Origin of the sequence: Knoellia altitudinis, from assembly GCF_042666355.1 — a bacterium.
In the GTDB taxonomy this organism is placed as follows: Bacteria; Actinomycetota; Actinomycetes; order Actinomycetales; family Dermatophilaceae; genus Knoellia; species Knoellia altitudinis.
Genome location: NZ_JBHTDK010000001.1, coordinates 1,810,155 through 1,826,687 on the forward strand (window position 1 = coordinate 1,810,155; position 16,533 = coordinate 1,826,687).

Sequence of the window (16,533 nt, forward strand, 5' to 3'; positions counted from 1 at the left end):
CGCCGCCGCGCCCACCGGCAGCAGATGCCTTGAGACGCCTCACCCCACCCGGTCCCAGCCTCGACGTGGCTGGTGGCTGCCGAGCTTGTTGTCGTCGCGGCTGCGGTAGACGATGTAGGGGCGGGTGAGGTAGCCGACGGGCGCGCTGAAGACGTGGACCAAGCGGGTGAAGGGCCACAGCGCGAAGAGTGCGAAGGCGACCAGGGCGTGCAGCTTGAATCCCAACGGTGCCTCCGCCATGAGTGCCGCGTCGGGCTGGAAGGCCAGGAACGACCGGTACCAGACGGACACGCCCTCGCGGTAGTTGTACTCGCCGCCGATCGTCAGGATCGACCCGGCGATGGTGTTCCACATGCCCAGGACGATGACGACTGCGAGGAAGGCATACATGACCTTGTCCATCACCGTGGTCGCTGAGAACACCGGGCCGACGGTGCGTCGGCGGTAGATGAGGATCACCATGCCGACGACCGTCATGACCCCGGCCAAGAGGCCGCCTCCGACGGCCACCACGTGGTACGTGTGCTCGCTGATGCCGGCCCAGTCCGTCCAGGACTGTGGCACGAGCAGGCCGATGATGTGCCCAGCAACGACGCCGAGCATCCCGAAGTGGAAGAGCGGACTTCCGATCCGCAGCAGGCGGTTCTCGTACAGCTGGGACGACCTGGTGGTCCAGCCGAACTTGTCGTAGCGATAGCGCCACAGGTGGCCGACCACGAAGGTCGTCAGGCAGAGGTACGGGAAGATGATGAAGAAGAACTCGTTCATGTGCGGGCTCCCGGGAACGACGGCATGGGCAGCGAGATGGACGCTGATGCAGCACCCGGTGCAGCACCCACGGCGGCGCCGGTGGGCACCCCCGGACTGAACTGCGGGTTCGCGAAGGGAGCGAGCCCGACCTCTTCCTCGGGCGGTCCTTCGGCAGCGAGGCGCCGGACGGCGTCCCGTTCCTCGCCGCGAAGCGGTGGCAGCGTGGCCGTCACCGCGTCGATCAGGCTCGCCCACGGTGAAGCCAGGTCCCGCAGCGAGATACGCAAGAGCTCCAGTCCCGCCCGGTGGTCGAGCATGAGGTCGCGGCCGAGACCCTGGTCGACGGTGGCGGCGAACTCCAGGACCACGCAGAGGTGGTCGGGCAGCTCTGCGTCGTCGAGCGCGAACCCGGCGCTCAGGTACACCTGCTTGAAGCGCAACAACGCCATCCCGCGTTTGCGGGTGTCGCCGTGGGCGAAGTAGGTCAGGAAGAGGTTGCAGCGTCGTCTGTTGTCAAAGGTCTCGACGTAGTCGGCCTGGAGCTCTGGGAGCGGTGTGGCCTCGAGGTGGTCGAGGTAGGCCCGGAGGGAGTCGCCGACCGTGTCCGGCACGCCATGTGATGCCGAGCGGAGCAGGTCGGTGCGGGCGAGGAGGTCCTCGTCCGGGTAGTCGAGGAGGAGGGAGACCGACTGCCACACGATGGTGAGCTGGTCGGGGGGCATGGTCGGTCTGGGTCGCCGGCTGCTCATGAGTCGGAGCCTGTCGGCGGGAACATCCCGGGCGGTGAGCCCTTGCCATCCCAGTTGAGCAGGTTGACGCGGCCTCTCTTGTTCTCCGACCCGGAGAGAGAGTCGGACGTCTGCCGGTCCTGCAACATCTCGAAGTTCTCGACCGCGAGCGGCGTCGGCCTGCCGGAGCCCTCGCCCAGGAGGTCCTGCTGCCCGCCGCCGTACTCCGAGACGGAGCACTCCGTGGACAGCTCTTCCAGTGAGTGCGCCTGCTCGGCGTGCGCGGCGGGAATGACGTAGCGCTCCTCGTACTTCGCGATGGCGAGGAGGCGGTACATGTCATACATCTCCTCCTCGCTCATCCCGACCGCGGCCGGGATCGAACCGTCCGGGTCGCGGCCCATGTTGATGTCGCGCATGTAGCAACGCATGGCTGCGAGCTTCTTGAGCACGGCGTCCACGGGGGCGACGTCGCCAGCCGTGAAGAGCTCAGCAAGGTACTCGACGGGGATGCGCAGGGCGTCGATCGCGGCGAAGAGGTTGCCCTTGTCCTCGGCGTCCTCCCCGGTCTCGGCCACGACGTCGACGACCGGCGACAGAGGCGGGATGTACCAGACCATGGGCATGGTGCGGTACTCCGGGTGCAGCGGCAGGGCGACCTTGAACGTGTTGATCAGTGCATAGATCGGCGAGCGCTGAGCCGCGTCGATCCAGTCCCGGGCGATGCCAGCGGCCTCGGCCTCGCGGATCACCTCGGGGTCGAAGGGGTCAAGGAAGACGTCGCGTTGGGCTTCGTACAGTCCTTGGTCGTCGGTCGTCGACGCGGCCGCGAGAACCTTGTCGGCGTCGTAGAGCATCAGCCCGATGTAGCGCAGTCGGCCCACGCAGGTCTCGGCGCAGACCGTCGGGAGGCCGACCTCGATGCGTGGGAAGCAGAACGTGCACTTCTCGGCCTTGCCGGTGCGGTGGTTGAAGTAGATCTTCTTGTAGGGGCAGCCCGAGACGCACTTGCGCCAGCCGCGGCACTTGTCCTGGTCCACCAGGACGATGCCGTCCTCCTCGCGCTTGTAGATCGCGCCGCTGGGGCACGATGCGGCGCACGAGGGGTTGAGGCAATGCTCGCAGATCCGCGGCAGGTAGAACATGAACGTCTGCTCGAACTCGAACTTCACCTTGTCGGCGATCTTCGCGAGCATCGGGTCACGGTGCGCGGTGGTGGTGGAGCCACCGAGGTCGTCGTCCCAGTTCGCCGACCACTCGATCTTCATGTTCTTGCCGCTGATGAGCGACTTGGGCCGTGCCACGGGCGTGTGCTCCTGGGCCGGCGCGTCGGTCAGGGTCGAGTAGTCGTAGGTCCACGGCTCGTAGTACTCACCGATCGAGGGCAGCTTGGGGTTGGAGAAGATCGTCATGAGGTTCTTCAGGCGCCCGCCGCCCTTGAGCTTCATGCGACCGCCCTTGGTGAGCTCCCAGCCGCCCTTCCACTTCTCCTGGTCCTCGTAGGTGCGCGGGTAGCCCAGGCCGGGTCGGGTCTCCACGTTGTTGAACCAGATGTACTCGGTGCCCGAGCGGTTGGTCCACGCCTGCTTGCACGTGACCGAGCAGGTGTGGCACCCGATGCACTTGTCGAGGTTCATGACCATCGCCATCTGCGCCATGACCTTCATCAGTACGTCACGTCCTGGCTTCGCTTGCGGATGATGGTGACCTCGTCACGTTGGTTGCCGGTGGGGCCGAGATAGTTGAAGGCGAACGTCAGCTGCGCGTAGCCGCCGATGAGGTGACTCGGTTTCACGAGCAGCCGGGTCAGTGAGTTGTGTATGCCGCCGCGCTTGCCTGACGTCTCGGCCAGCGGTACGTCGATGAGCCGGTCCTGCGCGTGGTACATGTACACCGTTCCCTCCGGCATGCGGTGCGAGACGATCGCCCGGGCCACGACGACGCCGTTGCGGTTGACCGCCTCGATCCAGTCGTTGTCCGCGATGCCGACCTTGGCGGCGTCACGGTCGCTCATCCAGATGTTCTGCCCGCCGCGCGACAGCGAGAGCATGAAGAGGTTGTCCTGGTACTCCGAGTGGATCGACCACTTGTTGTGCGGTGTCAGGTAGCGCACGGTCAAGCCCTCGACCTGTCCGGCTGATCCGTCGGACACGGTGCCGAGAGCGGGCTCGGCGAACAGTGCGGCCATGTTGAGCGGTGGTCGATAGACGGGGAGGCCCTCCCCGAGCTCCGTCATCCAGTCGTGGTCGAGATAGAAGTGCATCCGCCCGGTCAGCGTGTGCCAGGGCTTCTTTCGCTCGACGTTGATGGTGAAGGGGGAGTAGCGACGGCCACCCGTCTCGGAGCCCGACCACTCCGGTGAGGTGATGACCGGGACGGGCGGACCTTGGGTGTCGGCGAAGGTGATCTGCTTGCCCTCGTGCTCCTCCGCGAGGTCTGCCAACCGGACGCCGGTGCGCTTCTCGAGGGTCTTGAAACCCTGCGTCGCCAGGTGCCCGTTGGTGGTTCCTGACAGGGCGAGGATCGCCTCGCAGACGTTGACGTCCTTCTTGAGCGACGGCCGTCCGTCGGCCACCCCGCCTCGGACGGCGCCGTTCTTGGCCCTGAGGTTGTCGACCTGCTTGCCCAGCTCGAAGGTCACGCCCTTGGTGGTGGCACCGAGGGTGTCCACCAGAGGGCCGAGGGCGTTCATCTTCTCGGCGACGGCGCCGTAGTCGCGCTCGACCTCGACGAGCTTGGGCATGGTGACCCCGGGGATCGGCTCGCACTCGCCCTTCTTCCAGTCGCGCACGACGCCATGCGGGTTGGCCATCGCGTCCGGCGTGTCATGGGTGAGCGGCACCGCCACCACGTCCTTGCGGACACCGAGGTGGGTGGCCGCGAGCTCGCTGAACTTCTCGGCGATCGTCTGCCACGCGTCCCAGTCGGTGCGGGTCTGCCACGGTGGCGCGATGGCGGGGTTGAAGGAGTGCACGAACGGGTGCATGTCCGTGGTGTTGAGGTCGTGCTTCTCGTACCAGGTCGCAGCCGGGAGGACGACGTCGGAGAAGATCGTCGTGCTCGTCTGGCGGAAGTCGATCGTCATCAGCAAGTCGAGCTTGCCCTCGGGCGCCTCGTCTCGCCACGTGACGTCGATGGGACGCTGCGCCTCGGGTGTCTCGGTGGCGCGGACCGAGGAGTCGGTTCCGAGGAGGTGCTTGAGGAAGTACTCGTTGCCCTTGCCGGACGAGCCCAGCAGGTTGGCCCGCCAGATCGACAGGATCCGTGGGTAGTTGGTGGGTGCGTCGGGGTCCTCGCCGGCGAAGTCCAGGTCGCCGGACTTGAGCTGCTCGACGACGTACTCACCGACAGGTTTCCCTGCAGCCGCGGCGTCGTCACTGAGGTCGAGCGGGTTGCGGTCGAACGTGGGGTAGGACGGCATCCAACCCATCCGCGCGCTCTGGGCGATGACGTCGGCCGTGGACTTGCCCGCAAGCTGACCCTTGCCGGTGGTGGCCGAGAGCGTGTCCGCGCCGAACTGGTCGTAGCGGAACTGGTTGGTGTGCAGGTACCAGTAGGCGGTCTGGATCATGTTGCGCGGAGGGCGGTTCCAGTCGAGGGCGTTGGCGATCTGGGTGTGGCCCGTGATCGGTCGGACCTTCTCCTGACCGACGTAGTGGGCCCAGCCGCCGCCGTTCACTCCCTGGCAGCCGGTGAGGTTGGTCAGGGTGAGGAAGGCGCGGTAGATCGTGTCGGAGTGGAACCAGTGGTTGGTGCCGGCCCCCATGACGATCATGGATCGGCCCTTGGACTCCTCGGCGTTCTGCGCGAACTCACGCCCGATCCGAGCGGCAGTGGCCGCTGGCACACCGGTGATCGTCTCCTGCCACGCCGGCGTGTAAGGCGCCTGCGCGTCGTCGTAACCCTTGTTGTCTCCGGTGGGCCAAGCCCCCGGGAGCGGCTGACCCCGGTGCGATCGACCCACGCCGTACTGGGCGAGCAGGAGGTCGAAGACCGTGGTGACCAGGTGACCATCCACCCGGCGCACGGGCACCCCACGGGGCAGGTCGGCGGCGGCACCATCATGAGTGTCGAAGCGCGGCATACGCACGACGACCACTTCGGATGCGGAGTCAAGGAGGGAGAGAACGGGGTCGACCTCGCCGAGGTCGAGGTTCCACTTGCCCACACCGGCCTCGCCATAGCGGTGACCCAAGGACCCGTTGGGCACGACGGCCTCACCGGTGCTCGAGTCGATGAGCACGGTCTTGAAGGCGGCGTTCTCATCGTCGGCGTGGTCGACGAGGTCTGCGGCGGTGAGGAACTTGCCGGCGGTGTACTCGCCATCAGCAGCCTGCTCGAGGCGCACGAGGTGGGGGAGGTCGGTGTAGGACTTCACGTACTCGGTGAAGTAGGGCGTCGAGCTGTCGACGAAGAACTCCTTGAGCACGACGTGACCCATCGCCATGGCCAGGGCAGCGTCGGTGCCGGGCTTCGCGGGCAGCCACTCGTCGGCGAACTTCACGTTGTCCGCGTAGTCGGGGGCGACGGCGACGACCTTCTGCCCGCGGTAGCGAGCCTCGACCATCCAGTGCGCGTCGGGGGTGCGGGTGACGGGGAGGTTGGACCCCCACATGATGAGGTATCCGGCATTCCACCAGTCACCGGACTCGGGGACGTCGGTCTGGTCGCCGAAGACCTGCGGGGACGCGACGGGGAGGTCTGCGTACCAGTCGTAGAAGCTCAGCATGGAGCCGCCGATGAGGTTGACGAACCTGGCACCGGAGGCGTGGGAGACCATCGACATCGCGGGGATGGGCGAGAACCCGGCGACCCGGTCAGGGCCGTACCTCTTGATCGTGTGGACGTGCGCCGCCGCGACGATCTCGCTGGCCTCGTCCCAGGTCGCCCGGACCAGGCCACCCTTGCCGCGCGCGGACTTGTAGGCCTTGGCCCGTAACGGGTTCTCGACGATGTGCTCCCACGCCCTGACCGGGTCTCCGTCGTTCTGGGCCTTGGCCTCGCGAAACATCTTGAGCAGGACGCCACGGACGTAGGGGTAGCGGACCCGGGTGGGGGAGTAGGTGTACCAGGAGAATGCCGCGCCACGGGGGCATCCGCGCGGCTCGTACTCAGGGGAGTCCGGGCCGACGGAGGGATAGTCGGTCTGCTGGGTCTCCCAGGTGATGATCCCGTCCTTGACGTAGACCTTCCACGAGCAGGAGCCGGTGCAGTTCACCCCATGCGTGGACCGCACAACCTTGTCGTGGCTCCAGCGGTCGCGGTAGAAGTCATCGGCCTCCCGCCCCCCGGTCTGCGAGATGGTCCGAAGGTCGTCGGACACGGTCCCTCGGGTGAAGAACCTCCTGCTGCGAACGAGTGCCTCCGTGAGGGAGCCGTCCATCCCGATGTCGGTCGTGGGCTTCTTCCGGGAGGGGGTCAACGAGATTCCTGTCCTTGGACGGTGCGTCGGACGACGGTGACGGTGAGGAGCAGGGCCAGGGCAGCAGTGAGGCAGAGCATCCAGAGGCCGATGGCGTAGGAGTCGGTGCGGCCGTAGACGTAGCCCATGATCAGCGGCGGGACGAACCCACCGAGACCCCCGGCGGCGCCGACGAGTCCGGTCACACCCCCGACGCGGGACGGTTCCGTCACCTTGGCGATGAGGGCGAAGGTGGCGCCGCTTCCGGAGCCGAGGGCGGCAGCCATCGCGAGGAAGGCGATCGTGCCGATCCCCTGAAGCGGAGGCGTCCCGGCCGAGATGCCGGCGCCCACGACGACGACGCCGAAACCAGCCGCCAGCACCGGTATCGCGCCGAACCTGTCGGCGAGCCAGCCTCCGACGGGACGCATGAGCACGGCAACCAGGACGAAGCCGGCCATGCGGTTGGCCGCGCTGGCCGGAGTGAGCTGGTGAGCCGCCTTGAGGTATGCCGGTAGGTAGACGGAGAACGCGACATACCCACCGAAGGCAACGGCATACAGCAGACAGGCCTGCCACGTGATGGCGAGCCTAGAGTTGGCCGAGATCCGTGACGCCAGCGAGGTGGTGGGCACCACGCGACCGGGTGCGTCACGCAGGGACAGCCAGGCTGCCACGGCATACGCGGCAAGGACGACCGACGTGATGAGGAAGGGTGACTTCCCTCCCAGCCCGTCGGTGAGCTTGACGGTGGTCAACGCACTGATCGCGGTGCCGCCCATGCCGGCGCCGAAGATGCCGATGGCGAGGCCGCGCTTCTCGGGCGGGAACCAGGCATTGACGAAGGGGACACCGACGGCGAAGGCGGTCCCGGCGATCCCGAGGAAGAAGCCGCCCACGAGGAGCAGGGCGTAGGAGTCCAGGGCGAAGAATGCGATGAACAGTGTGGGGATGATGGTCACCCCCGAGACGATGGGGAACATGACCCGGCCGCCATACCGGTCGGTCAGTCCACCGACGATGATGCGGCCGAGGGAGCCCACGATGACCGGCACGGCGACGAGGAGTGCCACGTCGGACTCGGTGAGGTCCCCCAGGGCTCCGGTCGTCCGGAAGAGCGGGCCGAGCGGGCTGATCAGGGCCCAGGCCCAGAAGTTCACCGCAAAGCCGATGGTGGCCATGGTGAGCATCACCCACGGTGATCTGGTGGCCGTCGGAGTCTCGCTTACGGGCGCCAATACGTTCGTCACGATCGTGCCCTCCCGTCGGGGCTCTCCCGGCCCACCATGGACCCCTGCGCCGGGTTTGGCAATGGACGGACTCATGTCATGCGGCCTTTCCGGCGGAAGTGGGACCCGTCAGCTCGCGTGAACCGAACACTGATCCGGGGCAGGTGGTGCGCAGCCAAGGCAACCCGACGAAGCGTTGAACCATCAGGGCCAAAGGTCCCGACTCAGGGGGACGCGAGGATCTTCCGGTCACGGCCTGATGCGGCCTACGGTCTGTCCATGGCCGCCTACGTCAAGTCCGTGACCTTCGACTGCTCGAGCGCGCTGCTGCTGGCGGCCTTCTGGGCGGCAGCGCTCGGATCCACCGTCGACGAGGAGAGCACGGAGGACCGGGCGTGGGTCGAGCCGGCCGGGTGGGGTGGACCCAAGCTGTGGTTCCGTCGGGTCCCCGAGGGCAAGACCGCGAAGAACCGCCAGCACTTCGACCTACGCGCCATGGGCTCGGTGGGGGCCGAGGTCGAGCGGCTTCGTGCTCTTGGTGCCACCGTCATCGGTGAGGACGGCGACATCGTCGTCATGGCCGATCCCGAGGGGAACGAGTTCTGCGTCGAGGCCTGATGCCAGGCCTCGCAGCGGTTTCGCAGAGCTTTCGCAGTGGGGTTTGGGACGTTCTGTGTTGTGCAAGTCAGACATTGCATGAACGGACCAAGACAAGCGAGCGCGGGCTGATGGCATGGGCGTCGTCTCATGATCCTCAACCCCGGTCATCAGCAGACTCGGGAGAACTGTCATGACAGACCACCAGGAATCGTCGCGTATGCCCAGTCGACGGATCATCCTCAGCGGGGGCGCAACGGCCGCCGGACTGGCCCTGGGCGGCATCGCCGCAGCGCCAGCAGCCCAGGCCGCGTCCTACGTGCGGCCGGTGAGGAACCCCACCGCACACCCGATCACCGCAGCGTGGAGGATTCCCGGCGACTGGGCGGCCGGCTATCACACCGGAGTCGACATCGGCTGCCCGGTCGGCACGCCGGTCTACGCGACCATCGGCGGAGATGTCCGCACCGGCCGCGCGGCCTGGGGTGACGCCTACGGCACCATGATCCTCATCAACGACAACGTGGACGGCTCGGACTGGGGCTACTGCCACCTGTCGAGCCGACGCGTCTTCGATGGTGCGCGGGTCTCGACGGGGCAGCTCATCGGCTACTCCGGCAACACCGGCAGAACCTCTGGCCCGCACCTCCACCTGGAGCGCCGCCCCCGCTACGGCGCCTACGGCTCGGACAGGAACCCCAACCTGTGGCCGTGACCGACCTCTGACGCCGGGCCACATGGTCGAGGTCGCTCGATGATGTGACTCGACCCGTGGAACCCGAGAACCTCCGGGTGAGGTGTGGACTTCGCAGTCCCGCCCCGCCCGGAGGTTCTCGCGTCTGGGGCCGACAGGAGCGAAACCGGCTTGCCGCCACCCGCAGGCTCTGGTTCGGTGACCGGGACACTCCTGGCGGAAGGACCTTGATGACCGCGGGCTCACGCACCACCTTCGCGACGGCATACGACCGAGCCGGGCCGAAGGGCGCGCTGCCCGTCGTCCTCATCCACGCCGGCGTCGCCGACCGGCGGATGTGGGACGCGCAGTGGTCCGCACTCACCTCGACGCACGACGCGATCCGCCTGGACCTGCGCGGCTTCGGCGACTCCGACGCCCGACCTGACGGCCCGGTCTCCCACCCGCAGGACGTCCTCGACACCCTCGACGAGCTCGGCATCCAGAGGTGCCACCTGGTCGGCGCGTCCTTCGGCGCGGGCGTCGCGGTCGAGTCCGCACTCCTGGCTCCTGACCGGGTCGAGTCCCTGCTCCTGGCCGCGCCGGGAGGGTCGCTGCTGGCCGAGCTCACCCCGGACCTGCAGGCCTTCTTCGACGCCGAGCGCGCGGCACTGGGGGCCGGCGACCTCGATGCCGCCGTCGAGGCCAACATCACGACCTGGGTGGCCGGCCCGCAGCGCGAGACAGCGGACATGGACGTCAGGCTCTGCGACGACGTTCGGCAGATGCAGCGGCGCGCCTTCGAGGTCACGGCCGACTGGGACGACGTCGAGGAGCGCGAGCTGGAGCCACCCACGCTGGAGCGGCTCGCCGACGTCCGAGCCCGCACGCTCGTCCTCGTCGGTGGACTCGACCTCGACACCGTCCAGGACGCGGCCCGCCAGGTCGTCAAGGGAGTCCCCGGATCCCGACGTGTCGACTGGGCCGACGTCGGTCACCTGCCGTCGATGGAGCGGCCGGCCGACTTCCACACCCTGGTGGACACCTGGCTCTGAGGTCCACCCACGGCCAACCGAAACCGTGATGTATGCCGGGTGGTCCACCCGGGTTGTCAGGCCCGACCGCTGCGCTCACCCCCATCTCCCAAGCCGGCCACGCGGCATACCGCAGCGAAACCGGCCGGGGTGCCGGGCCAGTGGCGCTCGAGTGCCGCCACTCCTGCGCGGCGGACCACGGAACGCAGCACGACCACGACGACCACGGCGTCGTCGGCATACCCGATGACGGGGATGAAGTCCGGCACGAGGTCGATCGGCATGGCCAGGTAGGCCAGGAGGATGCCGAGCCGGAGCCGGACGCCTCGAGGGAGCGAGGAGTCGCCTGCCAACCTGCGGACGAGCCGCACGACATCCGGGAGCAGCCGCAGGGCGTCCCGCAGGCGGAGCTCGTCGGGACGCGCGAACCAGAGAGTGACGAGCAGGCAGGTCCAGAACAGGAGCAGGCCACCCAGGACGGCGAAGGCCAGAGACCACGAGGACTCGTCCACGACACTCACCGGCGCGACCCCCAGAGCTCGATCATCACGAGGTCATCATCACTCACGGAGCGCCGTCGTCGGATGGCCACCAGCGCGGGCCACGACGGCCGCGGTTTCGGTGGGATCCGTCGCTGACCACCGGTTTCCCTCGTCACGGGAAAAAAACTTGGTCGGTGTGTGCAGTCGCATCGAGCGCCTCGGCGTGCCACCCTGCCGTATGGCCCAAACACTGTCGGACACCGGCGAGACGGACACCAAGCTCAAGCGCGGCATCACTCCGCTGCTGCTCTTCTTCTTCATCGTCGGTGACACCCTCGGGGCCGGCATCTACACCCTGGTCGGCAGCATGGCCAAGGACGTCGGTGGCGCCATCTGGCTGCCGCTGATCTTCGCCCTGGTGCTGGCACTGCTCACCGCGGGCACCTACGCCGAGCTGATCACCAAGTACCCGCACGCCGGTGGCGCCGCGCGCTACGCCGAGCGGGCGTTCGACAAGCCCTACGTCACGTTCCTCATCGGCTTCCTCATGCTCTCCTCGGGGATCACCACCTCCGCGGCGCTCGCGAACGCCTTCGCCGGTGACTACCTCAAGGCGCTGATCGACCTGCCGCAGGTGCCGGTGACGCTCGTCTTCATCGCGGCCCTCGTCGCGATCAACCTGCGCGGCGTGCGCGAGTCGCTCATGGCCAACGTGGGCGCGACGGTCATCGAGGCGACCGGACTCATCATCATCATCGTCGTCGCGGCGATCGTGCTCGGGAAGGGCGACGGCGACATCAGCCGGGTGACGACCTTCGCCGAGGGCATCTCCCCGGCCCAGGGCGCCTTCGCGGCGACCATCACCGCGTTCTTCTCGTTCCTCGGCTTCGAGGCCGCGGCCAACATGGCCGAGGAGGTCAAGGACCCCAGCCGGGCCTACCCTCGAGCCCTCTTCGGTGCCCTGCTGACCGCCGGCGTCATCTACATGCTCATCGCCCTGGGCGCTGCCGCAGTGGTGCCGACCGCGGAGCTGGCCGAGTCCGAGGGCCCGCTCCTGTCGGTCATCACCGCCTCCGGCCTGTCGTTCCCGCCGTGGCTGTTCGCGACCATCGCCCTCATCGCCATCGGCAACGGCGCCCTGCTCTTCATGGTCATGGCCAGCCGCGCGACCTACGGCCTGGCCGAGGCGGGCCTGCTGCCCGAGATCTTCGGCCGGGTGGCCCCCACCCGTCGCACGCCGTGGGTCTCGATCCTCGTGATCGGCGCGGTGACGATGGCCATGAGCTTCGTCGGCGACGTCGGCCTCCTCGCGGACACGACCGTGCTGCTCCTCGTGCTGGTCTTCATCTCGGCCAACATCTCTGTCCTCGTCCTCAAGAAGGACAAGGTCGAGCACAAGCACTTCACAGCGCCCAAGGCCGTCTCGATCATTGCCCTGATCGCCAGCATCGCGCTGCTGACCCAGCAGAGCGCCCAAACGTGGTTGATCGCCCTGTCCTACGTCGTGGTCGGGTCCATCCTCTTCTTCATCGCCCGCCACGCCCGCAAGCGTGAGGGCACCGTGGCCGAGGACGCCGAGGAGCTGCAGGACAAGTGAGTGACGTCTTCGGTATGCCGTGCGCACACGGCATACCGAAGCCTTGCGTCACGCGGTGAGCGTGAGACGCATGACCCAGCGCCACTTCGCGATCCGGCGATCGCGCTCGAACCCGAGCTCCTCGAAGAGGCTCTCGGGTCCGGTGTGGAGGTAGGCCCCCCGCTGTGGCGGGCGTTCGTCGACCTGCTCCGGGTAGGCCTCGACGATCCCGCCACCAGCCTCGGCGATCTCCTTCAGAACGGCCGTGACGGCGGCCCGTGCCACACCTTGGCCGCGGTGCCTGCTGCCCGTGAAGATGCACCCGATCCGCCAGTCCGGCAGGTCCGCGGCGTCCTTGTCGTAGGCCTTGCGGTTCTTGATGTTGGGCAGCTCGGCCGGGCTCCCGAACTGGCACCAGCCCACGCACTGGTCGCCGGCATACACGAGCATCTGGTGGACCGTCCCTGCCCTGACGTGAGCCTCCTTGGCTGCTCGGTTGCCGGCGGCGCTCGGCGTGGCACCGAAGCCCTCCGGGTGGAAGCCCATGCACCAGCAGCCTCCCCACACACCGTTGTTCGCCTCGACAAGAGCGGCGAAGTCGTCCCACGTGTCGGCCACCAGCAACCGCGTCGTGTAGTCGTCCTCCATGGACCTGGCTCCAGCCTCAGAGACCGAGCAGCGCTTCGCTGCGTTCCCAGAGACCGCGAGCCAGGGCATCGTCCTTGACCTGCGGGTTGATCTTGCCGACCCTGTCGTTCTCGTAGTAGCGACCGGGCTCCCACGTCGTGCCGGGGATGCCTGCCGCAAGCCGGGTGAGTCGTCCGCCGCCGGACTCCACGCCGGTCAGGAGCCGGGCCAGGGGAGTGCGATAGACGAACCGCATGAGGCTGGAGGTGTCGTTGGCGAAGTTCGTCGCGATGACGCCGGGGTGGAAGGCGACGGCGTTGACTCCCTTGTCGTGGAAGCGGCGGTGCAGCTCTCGCGTGAAGAGGACGTTGGCCAGCTTGCCGTCGCCGTAGGCCTTGTTGGCGCTCCAGCTCCTGGCGTTGCCGAGGTCGTCGAGGTCGAGGTGGCCGAACAACCGGTGGGCGGCGCTCGACGTCTGGATGACGCTGGCGCGGGACTCGACGATCCGGTCCATGAGGAGGTGGGTGAGCAGGAAGGGGGCGAGGTGGTTGACCTGGAACGTCTTGTCGAAGCCGTTCTTCGTGCTCTCCTGACCGAAGAGCCCGCCGGCGTTGTTGGCGAGCACGTCGATGCGTGGGTGGGCGGCGAGCAGCTCGGTGGCCAGCCCGCGGACCTGGTCGAGGTCGGCGAAGTCGGCCACGTGCGAGGGGGCGTCGAGCCGCTGAGCCACGGCTGCTGTCTTCTCGGGGGAGCGGCCGACGAGGACGACCCGGTGGCCCAGGGCCTGGAGCTGGCCCGCGGCCGCGGCGCCGATACCGTCGCTCGCTCCAGTGATGACGATGGTCTGCTGCTCAGCCATGTGGGCCTTCTCCGGGGTGGTCGTGGGTGCCGCGCGTGGGCTCGACTCTCCCACGAGACGCCGAGAGGTCCCACGGAGCACGACGTGCGGGCGCGCTCCGTGGGACCTGGTGTGGCTGTGCCGTGTCGGTCAGGAGGGGTCGCAGTCCGCCGAGTCGGCACCCTCGATCCAGGCGTGGACCATCTGGGTCGGGAGCTCCGAGCCGGCCCCGAAGTACTCCAGACCCTTGCCGTCGGCGCCGTTGGGGTTCATGCGCCCCGTGTGCTTCGGGTCGCCGATCGTCATCTTCTCGAAGATCTTGAGGCCGACGGGGAGGCCGGCGGAGCGCAGGGCCTCGTAGCCCGCATCGACCGCGGCGTCGCACTCGGCCTCGTAGCCGGCCTCGAAGAACGCACCGTCCTGCGCGGACAGGACGAACCAGTTCGCCGAGGTGGGGCCGTCGAGGCTGTACATCGGGACGAAGCAGTGGTGGGCCATCGCCGGCGCCGCGGCGAGAACGGCAGCCGTGCCGGCGGCAGCGACGGCGAGGCCGGCGCGGCGCAGGGTTGTCCGGTGGGTCATGGGTGTTTCCTCCTGTGGGTTTCTGTCCGGTGGTCCGCGTCGGAGCACCGCTGATGCCTGCCAACGGTGCTGGGTCAGGCGTCCCGATCGACAGGGGCAGCGGTCCCGTCCAGCCGGGATCTTCCGGACCAGCCACGGTGAGATCGTGGGACGGTGGGGCGTGATCCTGCCTGAGGTCCGTGACCCGCGACTCGTGACGATCCGCCGTGGGGGGACGCTCACCGACGCCGACCACCATCTCCTCGCGCTGTGGGCCGCCACGTGTGCCGAGCACGTCCTCGACCTCTTCGAGACGATCCAGCCCGGAGACGATCGCCCTCGACGGGCCATCGAGCACGCCCGTGCCTGGGTGCGCAGCGAGGTCCCGATGATGGTGTCGCGGGCCGCTGGTGGCCACGCCATGGGTGCCGCGCGACCCCTGCGTGGGGCGGCACGGTTCGCGGCGTATGCCGCCGGGCAGGCCGCCTGCGTCGCTCACGTTCCCGAGCACGACCTGGGCGCGGCGGCCTATGCGATCAAGGCCGTGGGTGCAGCGGTGGCGTCTGCCGAGCGGGAGGAGGCGATGCGACGTGAGTGCCAGTGGCAGCGTGACCAGCTGCCGGCTCGGGTTCGTGACCTCGTCCTGGAGGACCAGGAGCGGCGCAACGACATCTGCTGGTCCGTCTTCGCAGGTCACGATGGTCAGCGGAGCTGCTGACCTGTGCCACGATCAGGGCATGAGCCCTGTGCAGATTCGACCCGTCGGCGGAGGCAAGGGATGCCTCATGATGATCGTGGTCTCCCTGATCCTCTCCATCCTCCTCACGATCAGTCTCAACCTCTTCATCCGCTGACCGAGGTCAGGTCTGGGCGGCCCGCCGCCGCTCCCGTCTCTGCGACACCAGCTCGAAGCCGGCCGACGTGTAGGTCGCGACCGCCACGGTGGTCTCTGTGCGCACCCATCGGCTCGATGATCCCGGGCCCACCCGGCCCCGCCGACCACACGCTCACCGCTGCGACCGCGTTGCCCGCGTCGTCGTGGGCCACGAGGGACTGCCCGCCTCCCGCACCACGGACCTGCTGACGTCGTGGCGCCAGCGTGCCGTCGTCGGCGTCATCGATCCGTCCTCGGGTGGCACGCGTTCGAGTGAGCCAGAATGGTCGGACCAGGGGCCCTGCAGGCCCGTGGCGCGCACCGTGGACGAACGACCCGGAGGCCCGATGACCGCCCCACCTCGCACCGACCTGCGGGTTGCGCTCTTCGCGACGTGCTTCAACGACACGATGTGGCCCGAGACCCCCAAGGCGACCGTCCGCCTCCTCGAGCGGCTCGGAGTCACCGTCGAGTTCCCGATGCAGCAGACCTGCTGTGGCCAGATGCTGACGAACACCGGGTATGCCGGTGACGCCGTTCCGCTCGTCGCTCGCTTCGTCGACGTGTTCGGGGACTACGACGCGGTCGTCGCTCCCTCGGCATCGTGTGTCGGGTCGGTCCGGGACCAGCACCCGATGATCGCCCAGCTCGCCGGGGACCCTGGGCTGGCGTCGGAGGTCGCCCGGTTGGGTCCCAGGGTCCACGAGCTGTCGGAGTTCCTCGTCGACGTGCTCGGCGTGACGGACGTCGGCGCGTGGTTCCCTCACCGGGTGACCTATCACCCGACCTGCCACTCGCTGCGGATGCTGCGGGTCGGCGACAAGCCGTTGCAGCTCCTGCGGGCCGTCAAGGGCATCGACCTGGTCGAGCTCCCGGGAGCCGAGGAGTGTTGCGGCTTCGGTGGGACCTTCGCGATGAAGAACGCCGACGTGTCCGTCGCCATGGGCACCGACAAGGCCGCGCACGTCGTCGAGACCGCGGCCGAGGTGCTCGTCGCCGGCGACAACTCCTGCCTGGCCCACATCGGTGGGATCCTCGGAAGGCAACGCTCCGGCATACGCCGCATGCATCTGGCCGAGATCCTTGCCTCGACCCAGGAGCACCCGGCATGAGCACCCCACGAAGTTCTTCCCCCGCTGCGCTCCTCCAGATACTTCGCGGGG

The 16,533-nt window shown here is 68.1% G+C and carries 15 protein-coding genes; 6 read left to right on the plus strand and 9 right to left on the minus strand.

Going from position 1 to position 16,533, the window contains the following annotated elements:
* Window positions 1–39: 39 nt before the first annotated feature.
* The 5 genes from narI to ACFQW8_RS08500 are packed head-to-tail and all read right to left on the minus strand — an operon-like array spanning window position 40 to window position 8,069.
* On the minus strand, window positions 40–768 hold the full coding sequence (gene narI, locus ACFQW8_RS08480; RefSeq protein ID WP_380086563.1) for a respiratory nitrate reductase subunit gamma: 729 nt from the start codon (window positions 766–768) through the stop codon (window positions 40–42).
* Window positions 765–1,499 (minus strand): nitrate reductase molybdenum cofactor assembly chaperone, encoded by a 735-nt coding sequence (narJ, locus tag ACFQW8_RS08485; protein WP_380086564.1) that lies wholly within the window; start codon window positions 1,497–1,499, stop codon window positions 765–767. Before narJ ends, narI begins: the two co-directional genes overlap by 4 nt.
* Window positions 1,496–3,145: a nitrate reductase subunit beta gene (gene narH, locus ACFQW8_RS08490; protein ID WP_380086565.1), complete on the minus strand. Its 1,650-nt coding sequence runs from the start codon at window positions 3,143–3,145 to the stop codon at window positions 1,496–1,498. Before narH ends, narJ begins: the two co-directional genes overlap by 4 nt.
* The gene (locus tag ACFQW8_RS08495) at window positions 3,145–6,861 is read right to left on the minus strand and encodes a nitrate reductase subunit alpha (protein WP_380088632.1); all 3,717 of its coding nucleotides are present in this window, start codon (window positions 6,859–6,861) and stop codon (window positions 3,145–3,147) included. The genes narH and ACFQW8_RS08495 overlap by 1 nt, the downstream gene beginning before the upstream one ends.
* 35 nt (window positions 6,862–6,896) lie before the next feature.
* The gene (locus ACFQW8_RS08500) at window positions 6,897–8,069 is read right to left on the minus strand and encodes an MFS transporter (RefSeq protein WP_380088633.1); all 1,173 of its coding nucleotides are present in this window, start codon (window positions 8,067–8,069) and stop codon (window positions 6,897–6,899) included.
* A 318-nt stretch (window positions 8,070–8,387) separates the two neighbouring features.
* On the opposite strand from ACFQW8_RS08500, the gene ACFQW8_RS08505 reads away from it, so the two are divergent.
* The 3 genes from ACFQW8_RS08505 to ACFQW8_RS08515 all read left to right on the plus strand — a co-directional run bounded on the left by ACFQW8_RS08505 (window position 8,388) and on the right by ACFQW8_RS08515 (window position 10,433).
* A complete protein-coding gene (locus tag ACFQW8_RS08505; RefSeq protein ID WP_380086566.1) occupies window positions 8,388–8,726 on the plus strand; it encodes a VOC family protein in 339 nt (112 codons plus the stop codon).
* A 172-nt stretch (window positions 8,727–8,898) separates the two neighbouring features.
* On the plus strand, window positions 8,899–9,420 hold the full coding sequence (locus tag ACFQW8_RS08510; protein WP_380086567.1) for a M23 family metallopeptidase: 522 nt from the start codon (window positions 8,899–8,901) through the stop codon (window positions 9,418–9,420).
* A gap of 209 nt (window positions 9,421–9,629) precedes the next feature.
* Window positions 9,630–10,433, plus strand: coding sequence for an alpha/beta fold hydrolase (locus ACFQW8_RS08515; RefSeq protein WP_380086568.1), 804 nt, complete (start codon window positions 9,630–9,632; stop codon window positions 10,431–10,433).
* A gap of 56 nt (window positions 10,434–10,489) precedes the next feature.
* Here ACFQW8_RS08515 and ACFQW8_RS08520 read toward each other — a convergent pair whose 3' ends face one another.
* Window positions 10,490–10,933, minus strand: coding sequence for a YkvA family protein (locus ACFQW8_RS08520; RefSeq protein WP_380086569.1), 444 nt, complete (start codon window positions 10,931–10,933; stop codon window positions 10,490–10,492).
* 199 nt (window positions 10,934–11,132) lie between these two features.
* On the opposite strand from ACFQW8_RS08520, the gene ACFQW8_RS08525 reads away from it, so the two are divergent.
* A complete protein-coding gene (locus tag ACFQW8_RS08525) occupies window positions 11,133–12,491 on the plus strand; it encodes an APC family permease (protein ID WP_380086570.1) in 1,359 nt (452 codons plus the stop codon).
* 48 nt (window positions 12,492–12,539) lie between these two features.
* Here ACFQW8_RS08525 and ACFQW8_RS08530 read toward each other — a convergent pair whose 3' ends face one another.
* The 3 genes from ACFQW8_RS08530 to ACFQW8_RS08540 form a co-directional block, all read right to left on the minus strand.
* Window positions 12,540–13,118, minus strand: a complete 579-nt coding sequence (locus ACFQW8_RS08530; RefSeq protein ID WP_380086571.1) for a GNAT family N-acetyltransferase — start codon at window positions 13,116–13,118, stop codon at window positions 12,540–12,542.
* Window positions 13,119–13,134: 16 nt separating this feature from the next.
* Window positions 13,135–13,956, minus strand: a complete 822-nt coding sequence (locus ACFQW8_RS08535) for an SDR family NAD(P)-dependent oxidoreductase (RefSeq protein ID WP_380086573.1) — start codon at window positions 13,954–13,956, stop codon at window positions 13,135–13,137.
* A 129-nt stretch (window positions 13,957–14,085) separates the two neighbouring features.
* Complete coding sequence (locus ACFQW8_RS08540) at window positions 14,086–14,517, minus strand: hypothetical protein (RefSeq protein WP_380086575.1); 432 nt, start codon at window positions 14,515–14,517, stop codon at window positions 14,086–14,088.
* A 160-nt stretch (window positions 14,518–14,677) separates the two neighbouring features.
* Here ACFQW8_RS08540 and ACFQW8_RS08545 point away from each other — a divergent pair, with 160 nt between their 5' ends.
* Window positions 14,678–15,214 (plus strand): putative immunity protein, encoded by a 537-nt coding sequence (locus ACFQW8_RS08545; RefSeq protein WP_380086576.1) that lies wholly within the window; start codon window positions 14,678–14,680, stop codon window positions 15,212–15,214.
* A 503-nt stretch (window positions 15,215–15,717) separates the two neighbouring features.
* Window positions 15,718–16,482 carry a (Fe-S)-binding protein gene (locus ACFQW8_RS08550; RefSeq protein WP_380086577.1) on the plus strand — a complete coding sequence of 255 codons (765 nt, stop codon included), beginning with the start codon at window positions 15,718–15,720 and terminating at the stop codon, window positions 16,480–16,482.
* The last annotated feature ends 51 nt before the right edge of the window (window positions 16,483–16,533 follow it).

Coding starts and splice junctions, on each gene's coding strand:
- narI (WP_380086563.1), bottom strand. CDS start 768: ATGAACGAGTTCTTCTTCATCATCTTCCCGTACCTCTGCCTGACGACC.
- narJ (WP_380086564.1), bottom strand. CDS start 1,499: ATGAGCAGCCGGCGACCCAGACCGACCATGCCCCCCGACCAGCTCACC.
- narH (WP_380086565.1), bottom strand. CDS start 3,145: ATGAAGGTCATGGCGCAGATGGCGATGGTCATGAACCTCGACAAGTGC.
- ACFQW8_RS08495 (WP_380088632.1), bottom strand. CDS start 6,861: ATGGACGGCTCCCTCACGGAGGCACTCGTTCGCAGCAGGAGGTTCTTC.
- ACFQW8_RS08500 (WP_380088633.1), bottom strand. CDS start 8,069: ATGCTCACCATGGCCACCATCGGCTTTGCGGTGAACTTCTGGGCCTGG.
- ACFQW8_RS08505 (WP_380086566.1), top strand. CDS start 8,388: ATGGCCGCCTACGTCAAGTCCGTGACCTTCGACTGCTCGAGCGCGCTG.
- ACFQW8_RS08510 (WP_380086567.1), top strand. CDS start 8,899: ATGACAGACCACCAGGAATCGTCGCGTATGCCCAGTCGACGGATCATC.
- ACFQW8_RS08515 (WP_380086568.1), top strand. CDS start 9,630: ATGACCGCGGGCTCACGCACCACCTTCGCGACGGCATACGACCGAGCC.
- ACFQW8_RS08525 (WP_380086570.1), top strand. CDS start 11,133: ATGGCCCAAACACTGTCGGACACCGGCGAGACGGACACCAAGCTCAAG.
- ACFQW8_RS08530 (WP_380086571.1), bottom strand. CDS start 13,118: ATGGAGGACGACTACACGACGCGGTTGCTGGTGGCCGACACGTGGGAC.
- ACFQW8_RS08535 (WP_380086573.1), bottom strand. CDS start 13,956: ATGGCTGAGCAGCAGACCATCGTCATCACTGGAGCGAGCGACGGTATC.
- ACFQW8_RS08540 (WP_380086575.1), bottom strand. CDS start 14,517: ATGACCCACCGGACAACCCTGCGCCGCGCCGGCCTCGCCGTCGCTGCC.
- ACFQW8_RS08550 (WP_380086577.1), top strand. CDS start 15,718: ATGACCGCCCCACCTCGCACCGACCTGCGGGTTGCGCTCTTCGCGACG.